Origin of the sequence: Streptomyces erythrochromogenes, from assembly GCF_036170895.1 — a bacterium.
In the GTDB taxonomy this organism is placed as follows: Bacteria; Actinomycetota; Actinomycetes; order Streptomycetales; family Streptomycetaceae; genus Streptomyces; species Streptomyces erythrochromogenes.
The window spans coordinates 1,378,080-1,392,776 of record NZ_CP108036.1 but is presented as its reverse complement, the minus strand read 5'-3'; the positions used below and the strand labels follow the sequence as shown (position 1 = coordinate 1,392,776).

The 14,697-nt window shown below is 72.2% G+C and carries 11 protein-coding genes; 6 read left to right on the top strand and 5 right to left on the bottom strand.

Annotated features, from left to right (window positions below; genetic code table 11):
• The first annotated feature begins 36 nt into the window (after positions 1–36).
• From OHA91_RS06705 to OHA91_RS06695, 3 genes are all read left to right on the top strand, one after another.
• Positions 37–930 carry a carbohydrate ABC transporter permease gene (locus OHA91_RS06705; protein ID WP_031146868.1) on the top strand — a complete coding sequence of 298 codons (894 nt, stop codon included), beginning with the start codon at positions 37–39 and terminating at the stop codon, positions 928–930.
• The gene (locus OHA91_RS06700) at positions 927–1,769 is read left to right on the top strand and encodes a carbohydrate ABC transporter permease (protein ID WP_031146869.1); all 843 of its coding nucleotides are present in this window, start codon (positions 927–929) and stop codon (positions 1,767–1,769) included. Before OHA91_RS06705 ends, OHA91_RS06700 begins: the two co-directional genes overlap by 4 nt.
• A gap of 67 nt (positions 1,770–1,836) precedes the next feature.
• Positions 1,837–4,860 carry an alpha-mannosidase gene (locus OHA91_RS06695; protein ID WP_328738818.1) on the top strand — a complete coding sequence of 1,008 codons (3,024 nt, stop codon included), beginning with the start codon at positions 1,837–1,839 and terminating at the stop codon, positions 4,858–4,860.
• Positions 4,861–4,900: 40 nt separating this feature from the next.
• Here the strand turns inward: OHA91_RS06695 and OHA91_RS06690 are convergent, their stop codons facing one another.
• On the bottom strand, positions 4,901–6,199 hold the full coding sequence (locus OHA91_RS06690) for an alpha/beta fold hydrolase (RefSeq protein WP_266493904.1): 1,299 nt from the start codon (positions 6,197–6,199) through the stop codon (positions 4,901–4,903).
• Positions 6,200–6,365: 166 nt separating this feature from the next.
• On the opposite strand from OHA91_RS06690, the gene OHA91_RS06685 reads away from it, so the two are divergent.
• The 3 genes from OHA91_RS06685 (at position 6,366) to OHA91_RS06675 (ending at position 9,658) form a co-directional block, all read left to right on the top strand.
• Positions 6,366–8,399 (top strand): oxidoreductase, encoded by a 2,034-nt coding sequence (locus OHA91_RS06685; protein WP_031146873.1) that lies wholly within the window; start codon positions 6,366–6,368, stop codon positions 8,397–8,399.
• A 46-nt stretch (positions 8,400–8,445) separates the two neighbouring features.
• Positions 8,446–8,859: a PaaI family thioesterase gene (locus OHA91_RS06680; RefSeq protein WP_031146875.1), complete on the top strand. Its 414-nt coding sequence runs from the start codon at positions 8,446–8,448 to the stop codon at positions 8,857–8,859.
• A 346-nt stretch (positions 8,860–9,205) separates the two neighbouring features.
• Entirely contained in the window at positions 9,206–9,658 is a 453-nt protein-coding gene (locus OHA91_RS06675) for an SRPBCC family protein (protein ID WP_031146877.1), read from the top strand.
• Positions 9,659–9,672: 14 nt separating this feature from the next.
• Here OHA91_RS06675 and OHA91_RS06670 read toward each other — a convergent pair whose 3' ends face one another.
• From OHA91_RS06670 to OHA91_RS06655, 4 genes are all read right to left on the bottom strand, one after another.
• A complete protein-coding gene (locus tag OHA91_RS06670; RefSeq protein WP_266493914.1) occupies positions 9,673–11,244 on the bottom strand; it encodes an alpha/beta hydrolase in 1,572 nt (523 codons plus the stop codon).
• A gap of 153 nt (positions 11,245–11,397) precedes the next feature.
• The gene (locus OHA91_RS06665) at positions 11,398–11,961 is read right to left on the bottom strand and encodes a hypothetical protein (protein ID WP_051892687.1); all 564 of its coding nucleotides are present in this window, start codon (positions 11,959–11,961) and stop codon (positions 11,398–11,400) included.
• 139 nt (positions 11,962–12,100) lie between these two features.
• Positions 12,101–13,120, bottom strand: coding sequence for an SCO0930 family lipoprotein (locus OHA91_RS06660; protein WP_031146883.1), 1,020 nt, complete (start codon positions 13,118–13,120; stop codon positions 12,101–12,103).
• 137 nt (positions 13,121–13,257) lie between these two features.
• Positions 13,258–14,676 (bottom strand): NADH-quinone oxidoreductase subunit NuoF family protein, encoded by a 1,419-nt coding sequence (locus OHA91_RS06655; protein ID WP_245240002.1) that lies wholly within the window; start codon positions 14,674–14,676, stop codon positions 13,258–13,260.
• Between the last annotated feature and the right edge of the window lie 21 nt (positions 14,677–14,697).

The following is a 14,697-nucleotide window of genomic DNA, read 5'->3' as shown; positions in this document are numbered from 1 at the left end:
GCGGACCAGCGCCGCCGCAGAGCGGCGCTGCGGTCCATGGAGGCCGACACCGGCCTGCCCCACCGCACCTGGTGGACCCCCTACCTCTTCCTCGCGCCCGGTCTGGCGATGGTGCTGCTGTTCAGCCTCTGGCCGTTCGTCAACACCGTCATCCTCTCCTTCACCGACGCCCGGATCCTGCGCGGCGGCGGGTTCGTCGGCCTCGACAACTACCGGCGGGCCTTCGCCGACCCCGACTTCTGGGTCGCGACCGGCAACAGCGTCCTCTACCTCCTGGTCGTCGTCCCCTGCCTGGTGCTCCTGCCGCTGGCCCTCGCGGTCCTCGTCCAGGCCAGGATCCCCGGCATCGGCTTCTTCCGTTCCGCCTTCTACACGCCGGTGATCGCCTCCGCCGTGGTCGTCGGACTGATCTGGCAGTGGGTCCTGCGCAGCGACGGACTCGTCAACACCGTCTTCCAGCGGCTCCGCCTGGTCTCCGAGCCCGTCCCGTTCCTGACGGACAGCACGATGCTGCTGGTCTCCGCGATGATCGTGACCGTGTGGAAGGGCCTCGGCTACTACATGGTCTTCTACCTGGCCGCCCTCGGGAACGTCCCCGACTCCCTCCACGAGGCCGCCGCGATCGACGGCGCCGGCCCCGTCCGCCGGTTCTTCAGCATCACCGTCCCCCAGGTGAAGCCGATGATGCTGCTGGTCGGAACCCTCTCCGCCATCTCCGCCCTGCGCGTCTTCACCGAGATCTACATCCTCGGCGGCGAGAGCGGCGGGCCCGGCGGCGGAGCCCGCACCCTGCCCTTCCTCATCCGCCAGGTGGGGCTCGGCTTCTCCGGCGAGACCGGCTACGCCAGCGCCATATCGATCCTGCTGTTCCTCCTCACGCTGGTCTTCAGCCTGCTGGGCCGCCGCCTGACGAAGGGAGACGAGGGATGAGCACGGCATCCCCCGGCCGCGCGCGCCGCCGGCTCGGCCTGGCCGCCCGGTACGGCACCCTGCTGCTCATGCTGGTGGTCATGCTGGGCCCGATCGTGTGGCAGTTCCTGACCTCGATCCGCGGCCGCACCGAGAACGTGTACGACGGAGTGCTGCCCACACAGCCCACCCTCGACAACTACGTACGCGTCGCCGAGTCCTTCCCGCTGCTCCAGTACGTCGGCAACACCCTCGTCGTCGCGGTCCTCGCCATCACCTCGAACATGCTCTTCGCCGCGATGGGCGGCTACGCCCTCTCCCGCGCCGCCTGGAAGGGCCGCGAGGTCGTCTTCACGGTCCTCGTCGCGACTCTGATGTTCCCCTTCGAGTCCGTGATGATCTCGATGTTCCTCACGGTCCGTGAGATGGGCCTGGTCGACACCCTCATCGGCGTCTGGCTGCCCGGCGCGGTCTCCGTGCTCAACATCATGATCATGCGGGCGGCCTTCCTCGCCGTGCCCAAGGAGGTCGAGGAGGCCGCCGTCCTGGACGGAGCGGGCGAGTGGACCCGCTTCACCCGGGTCTTCGTCCCCTCCGCCAAGGGAGCCCTGGCCGTCGTCTGCATCACCAGCTTCATGGGCGCCTGGGACGACTTCCTGTGGCCGCTGCTGGTCCTCACCGACAGCGACCACTACACCCTCCAGCTCGGCCTGAAGACCCTGGCCGGCGCCACCACCGTCAACGACCAGCGGCTCATCGCCGCCGGCGCGATGGCCGCGCTCCTGCCGATGATGCTCCTCTTCTTCGCCCTCCAGCGCTTCTTCTTCAAGGGAGTGGGCGAGGGAGCCGTCAAGCTCTGAGCCGGACCGTCCGACGAACCCGCAGGCCCTCCGTACCGACCGACCACCACCTCCGGGAGCAGCTGTCATGCATGACGACCGCAGCATCACCGAACACCGCCTCCGCCGGGTGCTCCACGAGCGCATCAAGCCGGCCGTCCACTCCAGCCCGCTCCCGCTGACCGTCGAGCGCTGGGACGCCCCGGGCGAGCCCGTCCCCGTCGCTGAGGGCCTGGCGGCGCCCTACGGGCCCTGCGCACCCGGCGACGCGTGGGGTCCGGCCTGGGGCACCACCTGGTTCAAGGTCACCGGAACCGTCCCCGCCGGGTGGGCGGGCCGGACCGTGGAGGCCGTCCTCGACCTCGGCTTCGACCGGATGATGCCCGGCTTCCAGTGCGAGGGCCTGGTCCACCGCGCCGACGGCCGCGAGATCAAGGCCCTCAACCCGTACAACGACTGGGTGCGCGTGGCCGACCGCGCAGAAGGGGGCGAGCGGATCGAATGGTACGTCGAGGCCGCCGCCAACCCCGTCCTCGTCGACCACCGCCCCTCCTACGAGGGCGACGCGCGCACCAGCGGCGACCAGCCCCTGTACCGCCTCGCCCGGATGGACCTCACCCTCTTCGAGACCGAGGTCTGGGAGCTGGTCCAGGACCTCGACGTGCTCTACGAGCTGATGACGCAGCTCGGTACCGAGGACGCCCGCCGCCACGGGATCCTGCACGCCCTCGGCGCCGCCCTGGACGCGGTCGACCTCACCGACGTGCCCGGCACGGCGGCCGCCGCCCGCGCCCGCCTCGCCGGGGTCCTCGGCGCCCCCGCCAACGCCTCCGCGCACCGCATCAGCGCGGTCGGCCACGCCCACATCGACTCCGCGTGGCTGTGGCCGCTGCGCGAGACGGTGCGCAAGGTCGCCCGTACCGCGTCCAACATGGTCAACCTGATGGACGAACACCCCGAGTTCGTCTTCGCGATGTCGCAGGCGCAGCAGCTCGACTGGATCAAGACCCATCGGCCCGAGCTGTTCGAGCGGGTCAAGAAGAAGGTCGCGGACGGCCAGTTCGTGCCGGTCGGCGGCATGTGGGTGGAGTCCGACACCAACATGGTCGGCGGCGAGGCGATGGCCCGCCAGTTCCTCTACGGAAAGAAGTTCTTCCTGGACGAATTCGGCATCGACACGCACAACGTCTGGCTGCCCGACTCCTTCGGCTACACCGCCGCCATGCCGCAGATCGTCAAGCTCTCCGGCTCCCGGTGGTTCCTGACCCAGAAGATCTGCTGGTCGCAGGTGAACAAGTTCCCCCACCACACCTTCTGGTGGGAGGGCATCGACGGCACCCGCGTCTTCACCCACTTCCCGCCCGTCGACACCTACAACTCCGACCTGGGCGGCGCCCAGATGGCCCACGCCGCCCGCAACTACCGCGAGAAGGGCCGTGGTTCCCGCTCCCTGACCCCCTTCGGCTGGGGCGACGGCGGCGGCGGACCCACCCGCGAGCACCTCGCCCGCGCCCGGCGCCAGCGCGACCTCGAAGGCTCCCCGCGCATCGAGATCGAGCGGCCGGACGCCTTCTTCGAGAAGGCCCGCGCAGAGTACGAGGACGCGCCCGTCTGGGCCGGCGAGCTCTACCTGGAGCTGCACCGCGGCACCTACACCTCCCAGGCCAAGACCAAGCAGGGCAACCGGCGCAGCGAATCGCTGCTGCGCGAGGCCGAGCTGTGGGCGGCGACCGCCGCCGTGCGGGTGGCGGGGTACGCGTACCCGTACGAGGACCTGGAGCGGGTCTGGAAGACGGTGCTGCTTCACCAGTTCCACGACATCCTGCCGGGATCCTCCATCGCCTGGGTGCACCGCGAGGCCCGCGAGACGTACGGACAGGTGGCCGAGGAGCTCCGGGGGATCACCCTCGCCGCGCAGCAGGCGCTGGCGGGGGAGGGCGCCGAGGAGCTCGTCTTCAACTGCGCCCCGTACGCCCGCCGCGGTGTCCCGGCGGGCGGGGCGGGCCGGCCGGTCCAGCCGCCGGAGCCGGTCACCGTGGAGGAGCGGCACGGCGGTGGGCACGTCCTGGCCAACGGCCGGCTGCTGGTGGAGATCGACGGCCGCGGCCTGATCGTCTCCGTCTACGACCTTCAGGCGCGCCGCGAGTCCGTCGCCCCGGGGGCCGCCGCGAACCTGCTCCAGATCCACCCCGACTTCCCCAACATGTGGGACGCCTGGGACGTCGACGAGTTCTACCGCAACAACGTCACCGACCTCGTCGGGCTGGACGTCCTGGAGGTCGCCGAGAGCGGACCGCGCTCGGCGACCGTACGGGTGACCCGCTCCTTCGGGCGGTCCGGGGTGGTCCAGCAGATCACCCTGCGGGCCGGGGCCAAGACGGTCGACATCGTCACGGACGTCGACTGGCACGAGACGGAGAAGTTCCTGAAGGCGGCCTTCCCCCTGGACGTGAAGGCCGAACGGACCGCGTCGGAGACGCAGTTCGGGCACGTGTACCGGGCCACCCACACCAACACCTCCTGGGAGGCGGCCAAGTTCGAGATCTGCGCCCACCGCTGGATCCACGCCGAGGAGCCCGGCTGGGGAGTCGCCCTGCTCAACGACTCCACGTACGGGCACGACGTGACCCGCGACGTACGGGCCGACGGGGGCCAGACCACCACCGTACGGCTCTCCCTCCTGCGGGCCCCGCGCTACCCGGACCCGGAGACCGACCAGGGCGCCCACACCCTGCGGTTCTCGCTCGCGCCCGGCGCGGGGATCGGGGACGCGGTCCGCGAGGGCCACGCGCTGAACCTGCCCGAGCGCACCGTGCACGGCGCCGGCCCGGTCGCCCCGCTGCTGGCGGTCGACGAGGACGCGGTGGTGGTCGAGGCGGTCAAGCTCGCCGAGGACCGCGGCGGCGACGTGATCGTCCGCCTCTACGAGTCCCGCGGCGGCCGCGCCACGGCCACCCTCACGGCGGGCTTCCCGATCGCGGAGGCGGTCGAGAGCGACCTGTTGGAACGGCCCCTCGCGGGCACGGCCGTCGCGTCCCCGGCGGCGGACGGCTCCGTCGCCCTGACCCTGCGCCCCTTCCAGATCCTCACGATCCGCCTCCGCCGCGCCTGACCTGCGCCCGTGGGACCGCGCCGCCCCGGATCGGCCGCCGTCACCGGTCCAGGGCCGCGTCCCACGCCTGCGGTGAGGCGTAGTGGTGACGGTGGCCGTCCGCGAGCACCCGGCGCAGCGGAGCCAGGTGCTCGGTGCCCGGCGCAAGGTCCAGCCCGTCCAGCAGGGTGAGCCCCTGGACGGGATCGAGGTCGCCGTACAGGTCGTGGTAGCTGCGCAGGACCGCACGGAACACCGCGTGGTGGAGGGCCGGGAACCGGGCCGCGGCCCGGTAGGTCTCCGCCTTCGCGTCCCATCCCACGGGTCCCGAGTGTTCCAGCACCCGGCGCGCCCTGCGGACCAGCGGCTCGGGGGCGCCGGGCAGGAGCAGGTGCCGGTCGTCGCCGAGGACCGCCGCGAAGGCCGTTCCGGCGGTTCCGGGGTCCTCGAACCAGTCGAGCCACAGTGAGCTGGGGTAGGCCTCGTGGTCGCGGACGGCTTCCAGACGCCGGCGGTAGCCGTCCCACAGGACGTCCTGGGGGAGCGGTCCCCGCGGCCCGAGGTGGGCCATGTGGATCTGGCCTGCCAGCAGGGGGTGGGCGCCGAGCAGGTCCATCAGCCCCAGCGCCACGCGCAGCCGGTCGGCGAGGCCGAGGTCCTCGTCGTCGAAGACGAGCCAGCCCATCTGGTCGCTGACGTCGTCGGCGGTGAGGGAACAGGCCGGGGGATCGGCGTCCCACCACGCCGACTCTCCGGTCTGGGTGATGCCGGACCCGGCCAGCCAGCGGCGGGCGAGTTCGCTGTCGGGCACCTCGGCGAGGAAGGCCTCGACTGCTGTCGCGAACTCCGCCGGCGCGGCCTGGTGGACCGGCCGCCCGTCCGCCGCGATCGCCAGCATCCGCGCGTCCGGGACCTGGCCGGCCGCATCCGCGGCGCCGTTCACCACCAGGGTCGGGGCCGTGATCCGCCCGGGCGCGGCGGGTGGTTCGCGGGGGAGGGCTGGCGGCAGGTCCGCCAGGACGAGCCGGACCACGCGGTGCGGTGCGGCCTGTGCGGCCAGGAGGGCCACGAGGGCGCCCGTCGCGTGCCCGACCAGGTCCACCCGGTCCAGCCCCAGGGCGTCCAGGAAGCCGAGCAGGTCGTCGCGCACCAGCGGCGCCGGCCGGCCGCCCCCGGTGGGCCCGCTCAGGTCCGGGGCGTGGATCCGGCGCCCGCGCGCCAGTGCGTCCCGTACCGGTGCCCAGTCGCCGGCCGTGTCCTGCGGCGCGGTCAGCAGGACCAGCGGGTCCCCGTCTTCGGGACCGGCCGTACGGTACGCCGGCCCGGAGCCGTCCGGAGTCGGGGTGTGGTGGTCCGCCATCCGCCGAGCCTAGGGGGTGAACTCCGCCACAGGCGGGTGGGGGCCGGGCCCCAGGGGCCGGGAAATGCGGGCCGGCGACCCTCGCCTCGGTTTTGCACCTAGTTGCAAAAAGCGCACGCCCTCGCTAGAACAGGTTCATCACCCCCGCGCGAGGAGGCACACCCCGATGAGTCCGCAGAGTTCCCAGAGCCGGTACCCGCACCTGCTGAGCCCCCTGGACCTCGGTTTCACCACCCTGCCGAACCGCGTGATCATGGGGTCGATGCACACCGGCCTCGAGGAGCACGAGGGCGGCTTCGAGCGCCTCGCCGCCTTCTACGCCGAGCGCGCCCGCGGCGGTGCCGGCCTCATCGTCACCGGCGGCATAGCCCCCAACGACGCCGGCCGCCCCTTCGAGGGCGGCTCCCGCCTCACCACCGAGGAGGAGGCCGCCGAGCACCGCGTGATCACCGACGCCGTGCACGCCGAGGGTGGGAAGATCGCGATGCAGATCCTCCACTTCGGCCGCTACGCCTACCACAAGGACCTGGTCGCGCCCAGCGCCATCCAGGCCCCCATCAGCCCCTTCGTTCCGAACGAGCTCTCCGACACCGAGGTCGAGCAGACCGTCGAGGACTTCGTCCGCGCCGCGCGCCTCGCCAAGCTCGCCGGCTACGACGGCGTCGAGATCATGGGCTCCGAGGGCTACCTGATCAACGAGTTCATCGCCGCCGCGACCAACAAGCGCACCGACCGCTGGGGCGGCGCCTACGAGAACCGCGTCCGCTTCCCGCTGGAGATCGTCCGCCGCACCCGCGAGGCCGTCGGCGAGGACTTCATCCTGGTCTACCGCCTCTCCATGCTCGACCTGATCCCCGGCGGCTCCACCCTCGACGAGGTGGTCCACCTGGCCAAGGAGATCGAGGCGGCCGGCGCCACCATCATCAACACCGGGATCGGCTGGCACGAGGCCCGCATCCCCACCATCGCCACCTCCGTCCCCCGCGGCGCCTACACCTGGGTCACCAAGCGGCTGATGGGCGCGGTCTCCGTGCCGCTCGTCACCAGCAACCGCATCAACACCCCGGAGATCGCCGAGGAACTGCTCGCCGACGGCCGCGCCGACCTCGTCTCCCTGGCCCGCCCCTTCCTGGCCGACGCCGACTTCGTCGCCAAGGCCGCGGCCGGCCGCCCCGAGACCATCAACACCTGCATCGGCTGCAACCAGGCCTGCCTCGACCACACCTTCAGCGGCAAGATCACCACCTGCCTGGTCAACCCGCGCGCCTGCCACGAGACCGAGCTCGTGCTCTCGCCCACCAAGCTGAGGAAGCGCGTCGCGGTCGTGGGCGCCGGCCCGGCCGGCCTCGCCTGCGCGGTATCCGCCGCCGAACGCGGCCACGCCGTCACCCTCTTCGAGGCCTCCGGCCACATCGGCGGCCAGCTCGACGTCGCCCGCCGGATCCCGGGCAAGGAGGAGTTCGAGGAGACCATCCGCTACTTCGGCACCCAGCTCGCCGCCCACGACATCGACGTCCGGCTGGACACCCGCGCCGACGTGGAGACCCTCCAGGGCTACGACGAGGTCGTCGTCGCCACCGGCGTCACCCCCCGCACCCCCGACATCGAGGGCGTGGACCACGCCAACGTCGTCACCTACCTCGACGTGCTGCGCGACGGCGCCCCCGTCGGCGAGCGCGTCGCCGTCGTCGGCGCCGGCGGCATCGGCTTCGACGTCGCCGAGTACCTCACCGACAGCGGCGAGGGCGCCTCCCAGGACCCGGACGTCTACTTCCGCCACTGGGGCGTGGACACCGCGTACGCCGGACCCGGCGGGCTCACCGCCCCCGAGCGCCCCGCGCCGCCGCGCCAGGTCCACCTCCTCCAGCGCAAGGCCACCAAGGTCGGCGCAGGCCTCGGCACCACCACCGGCTGGATCCACCGCGCGGAGCTCAAGCACCGCGGGGTCGTCTCCGTCGCCGGAGCCGCGTACGACCGCATCGACGACGAGGGCCTGCACATCACCGTCGGCGGCGAGCAGCGCCTGGTGCCCGCCGACACCGTCGTCCTGTGCACCGGCCAGGAGCCGCGCCGCGACCTGTACGAGGCCCTGCGCGCGGCCGGCGTCGACGCGCACCTGATCGGCGGCGCCGACGTGGCGGCCGAGCTCGACGCCAAGCGGGCCATCCGCCAGGGCACCGAACTGGCCGCGAAGCTCTGACCGAAAGGGGATTGTGGCGGTCCGGGCGGGCCGCCACAATCTCCCGGTGACGTTCTCTCCCGCAGAAGCAGACAAGATCCTCACCGACAACTTCGCCCCCTGGGTGCTCACCCTCGGACTGACCGTCCAGGAGACCGGCGAGCGGCACGCCGTCCTGCGGCTGCCGTGGTCCGCCGACCTCGCGCGGGACGGCGGCGGCCTCTCCGGGCAGGCCATGATGGCCGCCGCCGACACCGCCACGGTCATCGCGATCTCCGCCGCGCGCGGCGGGTACGGCCCGATGACCACCGTCCAGCAGTCGACGAGTTTCCAGCGGCCGGTGATCGACGCCGACGTGCTGATCCACGTAAGGGTCACCAAGCTCGGCAAGCGCATGGCCTTCGCCGACATCACCCTGACCCCCGAGGGCGCCGACGAACCGGCCGCCACCGCCTCCACGGTCTACGCGCTGCTCGGCTGACCTCCGTCGCCGCCGGCAGGATGCGGACGACCTGCCGGGCTGCGGGTCAGCGTGCCGAAGGAGGTCCCGTTGGCGCCGCCGCCCCGGCCTGGGTGGAGGCCCGTACGTCGGAGCCCGGCTGCCTGCCCTTGGCGAGCGCCGCGATCAGGCCTGCCCGCCGAAGGAGCGGGGGCGCGGCCCACGGCCTCGGCGAGCACCGCCACCTTGCCGATCGAGCCGCCGCCGACATGTACCCGACGAGACGCATCGTAGGGGACGCCGGCCGGCCCGGTGGACGGATTCCCGGGCGCGCGCGTCGGCCGAGGGTCTGGGAACATGGCACGGGTAGTCGCACCGAGGAGCGGACATGTCCGGACAGTTCGAGGCGAGCATCGAGATCGACCGGCCGGTCGAGCAGGTCTTCGCCTACCTCGCAGACGGACGCAACGACCCCGACTTCAGTCCGCGCGTCCAGCAGATCACCAAGACCCCCGACGGCCCCACCGCGCTCGGCACCGTCTTCCGCAGCACGGTCAAGGACGCCGGGATGAAGACCGCCCGGGAGTTCCGGATCGTCGGCTTCGACCCGCCGAACCTGATCCGCTGGACCGAGCAGAGCCGCAACCTGGTCACCGCGGAGGGCGGCTACGACTTCGAGCCCCTCCCCGGCGGGCGCACCCGGGTCCGGATCTTCAACACGCTCGACGGCCACGGCCTCGGCAAGCTCCTCGTCGGCATCGCGGCGAGCGCGGCACGCAAGGACGCCCCCGACTTCGGCCGCCGTATCAAGGCGGCCGCGGAGGCGTCCCTCACGCGCTGAACATCGGAGCCGGGTCAGAACCGCCCGGGAACCCCGGGGAAGGGCAGGGGCTTCGCCGGCGCGGATCCGCGCCTCTCCGCGGCCGCCGGCGGGTTCTGGCAGGTCACGTCCTGGGCGGGCAGCTTGCCCGTGGCCAGGTAGGTGTTGACCGGGGCATTGGCGCAGGAGTTGGGGTCGACGAGGTACACACCGTGGCCCTCACCGCCGGCCGCCAACACCATCCGTGAGCCCTTGAGCGCGCGGTGCAGGCCCTGGCCGCTGGTGAGCGGGGTCTGGGAGTCCCACTCGTTCTGCACCGTCAGCACGTTGGCCTTCTTGTGCATCGGCGTGGCCGACTCCACCGGCCGGTCCCAGAAGGCGCACGGCTTGATGTTGGACGCGAAGTCCCCGTACAGCGGGTACTTCACCTTGTCCTTCGCCGCGTCCCGCTCGTACTGCTCCGTGTAGCGGGGCCAGTTGCCGGTGTCCCCGCAGACCACGGCCCAGAAGGCGGCCGTGCCGTTGTCCGTGGCGGGCTCCTCGGCCGTCCGGCCGAGCAGCTGCAGTTTCAGCGCCGCCACGTCCGCGCCCGCCGCCTGCGGTGTGCCCTCGGCGGCGGCCTTCAGGGCCGCGATCAGCGGCGTGGCCTGCGCCGGGTAGAAGAACATCCCGCGCGCGGACCGGATCATGTCTCCGGTGACCTTCAAGCCCTCGAAGTCGATGGGCTCCCGGTCGGCGCGCTCCACCAGACCCCAGAACGTGGCGGAGACCGCCTTCGGGTCGTCGCCCAGCCCGAACTCGGCCGACCGCTCGGCCGCCCACTGCGTCCACCGCGCGAAGGCGGGCTCGGCCTCGGTGGCCCACACCTGGATCATCCCGCGCCAGATCCGCTGCGGGTCCACACCGCTGTCGAGCACGAAGCGGTCGGTGCGCTCCGGGTACATCTGCGAGTACACCGCGCCGAGGTAGGTCCCGTACGAGTAGCCCACGTACGAGATCTTCTTCTCGCCCAGCACCGCGCGGATGGTGTCCATGTCGCGGGCCGTGTTGCGGGTGGTGATGTGGGGCAGCACCGCACCGGCCTTCTCGCGGCACTTGTCGGCGACGGTGCGGGCCCACGTCACGTCGGAGGGGAAGGTCTCCGGACGGTAGGCACGGTCGAAGGCCTGCTCGGCGTCGTTCAGCCCGCAGGTGATGGGGCTGCTGGCGCCGACCCCGCGCGGGTCGAAGCCGATGAGGTCGTAACCCTCCCGCACCTCCTTGGGCATCATCCCGTCCATCATCAGCGGCAGGTCGAGACCCGGACCGCCGGGGCCGCCGGGGTTCAGCAGCAGGACGCCGTGGCGCTTGGCGGGGTCCTCGCTCTTCATCCTGGATATCGCGATGTCGATCGTGCGTCCGTCGGGGCGCCTGTAGTCCAGCGGGACCTTCAGCGTGGCGCACTCGTACGAGGCCGGCTGTTCGGGGCTGCACCGCTGCCAGGCGGGCTTCTGCCGGAGGTGGTCGGCCGCGGGAGCCGCGGCGGCCTGCGTCGCGGTCAGCAGGGGCACGGTGGTCGCGATGAGGCCGGCGGTGGCGAGCACTGGTGCGAGGTGTTTCAGGCGCACAGAGCCGTTCCTTTCGGTGAAGTCGCTTACGAGTCCACCTTGTTGCACGCGATGCCCCGGACGAGTCATCCCGGAGGGCAGTGCCGTGTGCTCCTCACGAATGAGCCGATATCAGGACACTGGCCGACACGCCGCCGTCGGATCGGCCCCGACTCAACCGCCCGCGGCGGGAGTCGAGTGGCCGGAGTGCTCGGAGGGCCCCGTGGGAGCGGAAGGCGCGCCTGCGGAGGGTGTCGCGCCCCCGGAGGGAGCGGCGTGCGCGGAGGGGTCGGTGTGCCCGGAGGAGGGCGCGCCGTGCGAGGTACCGGTCTCGACGGATCCGCCGAGCCGTTCGCGGAGCGCGTTCAGGGCGTCCGCCGACTGGGTGGTGACGACCCACCGGTCGCCCACCAGGTAGACCCCGCCGTACGCGCGGGCCTCGTCCAGCCAGGCGCGCAGTCCCTTCTGGGCGGCGAAGGTGGCCATGCGGTAGGCGCCCTGGCCGGTCTCGCAGCCGCCCTGCCGCAACTCGTCTGCGTCCACGCTCACTTCGGGTGTGCAGCCGATGGCCGTCGCGATCTGCTCGATCGAGGTGCCGGGTGTGGCCGCCGCCTCCGCGGCGACGGGTGTGGCCGCGTGTCCGGCGCACCCTCCGCACAGCAGTACGGTGACGCACGCCGCGGCGACGGCCGCGAAGGACGGGCGGATCCGGGGGGCGGGGCGGTCGGTGGTCGGCATGCGGACCTCACGGGCTGATCGGGGAAAAGGGGTCGTGGTGCCCGGGAGGGGAGGGGCCCGGGCACCACGCGTTTGGGGGGTGTCGTGCTATTCGTTGCCGGCCGGCGCGGAAAAGCCCTTGGGGGTGGGCTTCACGGCCTCAGCCGGTGGCCGTCACCTTCTTGCCCTTGTCGGAGACCGCGAACCAGGTGCCCTGCTTGCCCTGTCCGTTGATGTCGCCCGCTTCCTTGTCGCCGGCGAAGGTGTACATCGGCCAGCAGTCGATCGTCAGCTGTTCGGTACCGTCGGGCCGCTTGAACGTTCCCACCAATTCCGCGGGAATTCCCTTCACCAGTTCCTTGTCGACGGCCTTGGCCGGCTTCCACGTGTTCAGGCAGGCGCCGAGGCAGTTGGTCTTCATCGGCCAGGCGCTGTCCTTGTCGAACCGGTACAGCGTGCGGCCCTCGGCGTCCGTGAGGATGGCGCCGAGCTTCGTGTTCCGGTTGACGCCGACCGGATCCGCCTGCGCCTTCTCCTGCCCGCCGCCGGCCTCACCCGCACCGGCTTCCTCGCCGGCACCGCCGCCCGCGCTCGGGTCGGCGCCCGACCCGGAGCCCGCGCCGCCGCCGGCCTTGGCCGGCTTGCCGTCCGGTGCCAGTACGTGCCAGGTCCCGCCGACGCCCTCGCCGAGGGTGTCGCCCGCCTTGGTGTCCTTCGCGTAGCGGTACACCGGCCAGCCCGCCAGGGTCAGTTGCTTGGTGCCGTCGGCCCGCTCGACCGATCCGAGCAGGCTCTTGTCGATGCCCTCGCCGGCCGAGGCGTCGTCCGCGGAGACCGCCGGCCAGGCCGTCGCGCAGTCCCCCTCACAGTTGGACTTCGGGGGCTTGGGCGTGTCCTTGTCGAACCGGTAGAGCGTGAAGCCCGCGCTGTCGGTGACCGTCGGTCCCAGCTCCGTGGTGGCCTTGACCTTGAGCTCTCCGGCCGGGCCGTTCTTGACGGCGTCGGCCGCCGGGACGGCGCCCGAACCGCCCCCGTAACCGTCGTAACCGGACCCCGCCTGTTTGCTGTCGCCCACCGGCTGGACCGAATCTCCCTTTCCCGCGGAATTATCGCCGCTGCCACATGCGGCGGTCAGCATCAATACCGCGACGGCCGACCCGGCGAATACTCCACGACGCATTTTCTTCACGATCTCTCCTTCAGGTCAGGATTCGCGTTCTCGTGCCCTGGGTAATTTCTACGGGGCCGCTGACGGAGAATGTCAATCTCCCTGAGAATTTGTCAGATCGCGCCAACATTGAACCCGGGGGCGTTGGTTCAGTCCTGGATGCGCAGCGCGAGCGCGGGGCAGCGCCGCACCGCGCGCTGGGCCTTCTGCCGCAACTGCGCGGGTACGGGCATGGACGCCTGGGACGGGTAGCCGTCCGCGTCGAGCCGTACGACGTCGGGGAGGATGTCCACGCACAGCCCGTGCCCCCTGCACAGGGTCCAGTCGACCACCAGCCGTTCCTCCGGGGTCTCGTCCTCCGGCAGGGGCAGCGCCCCCACCACCCGTCGGCCGCAGCCGCTGCCGAGGGCGTGGTCGCGGAACTCGTCCGGGAACGCCGCGAGCGCCGAGTCCACGAAGGCCGCGGTGCCGTCCGGATGGCTGCACGCGCCGCGGCGGCGTACCACTTTCATCCGGGCCTCGATGGTTTCCAGTGCGGTTCTGCCCCCGCCCCGGACCGCGTCCTCCACCACGTCGGCCAGCGCGGGCAGTCCCCGGAAGCAGGGGCCGCACTGACCGGCCGTCTCGTCCGCCATCCAGCGGGTCACCCGGGCCACCTCGCCGGCCGGGCAGGTGTCCTCCGGCAGGGGCAGCACCGCCCCCGCCCCCAGCACCGCGTCGAAGGCCGCGAGGGACCCCCGGGACAGGTCGGCGATGCGGGCGGACCCCGGATCCAGCCACTTGCCGTGGTAGCCGCCCACCAGTACGCCCTGGCCGGGATCCAGGCCGCACAGCTCCAGTACGTACGCCAGCGAGGTCCCCAGCGGCGCCTCGACGACCGTGGAGCCGGCGATGGTCAGCATCACCGTGCCGGGCTCGGAGGGCAGGCCGACCGCCCGGTAGTCCAGCGCACCGAGGCGGGCCGCCACGGCGAGCTGGGCGTAGGTCTCGGTGTTCGAGAACAGGGTGGGCATGCCGCCCAGGCCCCGCTCGCTGGTCCGTACCTTCTGTCCCGAAGGCAGCGTCGGCCCACCGTTCAGGCCGTTGACCATCGAGGTGCTCTCTCCGGTCACGAAGCGTTCGGGCAGGGCCTGCACCCGCACCTGGCGGCCTGCCGGGCCGCGTTCCGCGACGGCCGCGCGCAGCGACTGCTCGACGTCGGGCCGGGTGACGCCGATGACGACGTCTTCGGCGCCGACCGCGGCGGCGGCCAGCAGGGCTCCGTCGAGCACCAGGTGCGGGACGTGCAGCAGCAGAGCCTTGTCCTTGAGACAACTCGGCTCGCCCTCACTGGCGTTGACGACGACCGCGGTTCCGGTGTCGCGGCCCTCGGCCGCCCGCATGACGGCGCGCAGCTTCCGGGCGAAGGGGAACCCGGCTCCGCCGCGCCCCCGCAGGTCGATGTTCTCGGCGAGGTCGACGAGCTCGTCCGGGCGGTAGCGCGGGAGTTGGCCGTGCGTCGTCAGATGGGCGACGCGGTCGAGCCGGGGGGCCTGGTCGAGCCCGGCCAGCAGTCTGGGAGCGCCCACGCAGCCGAGGCTGGGGCGCGG

What these genes read in the sequence shown, in the direction of transcription:
- OHA91_RS06705 (WP_031146868.1), top strand. Translation starts at nt 37, where the DNA reads ATGGAGGCCGACACCGGCCTGCCCCACCGCACCTGGTGGACCCCCTAC.
- OHA91_RS06700 (WP_031146869.1), top strand. Translation starts at nt 927, where the DNA reads ATGAGCACGGCATCCCCCGGCCGCGCGCGCCGCCGGCTCGGCCTGGCC.
- OHA91_RS06695 (WP_328738818.1), top strand. Translation starts at nt 1,837, where the DNA reads ATGCATGACGACCGCAGCATCACCGAACACCGCCTCCGCCGGGTGCTC.
- OHA91_RS06690 (WP_266493904.1), bottom strand. Translation starts at nt 6,199, where the DNA reads ATGGCGGACCACCACACCCCGACTCCGGACGGCTCCGGGCCGGCGTAC.
- OHA91_RS06685 (WP_031146873.1), top strand. Translation starts at nt 6,366, where the DNA reads ATGAGTCCGCAGAGTTCCCAGAGCCGGTACCCGCACCTGCTGAGCCCC.
- OHA91_RS06675 (WP_031146877.1), top strand. Translation starts at nt 9,206, where the DNA reads ATGTCCGGACAGTTCGAGGCGAGCATCGAGATCGACCGGCCGGTCGAG.
- OHA91_RS06665 (WP_051892687.1), bottom strand. Translation starts at nt 11,961, where the DNA reads ATGCCGACCACCGACCGCCCCGCCCCCCGGATCCGCCCGTCCTTCGCG.
- OHA91_RS06660 (WP_031146883.1), bottom strand. Translation starts at nt 13,120, where the DNA reads ATGCGTCGTGGAGTATTCGCCGGGTCGGCCGTCGCGGTATTGATGCTG.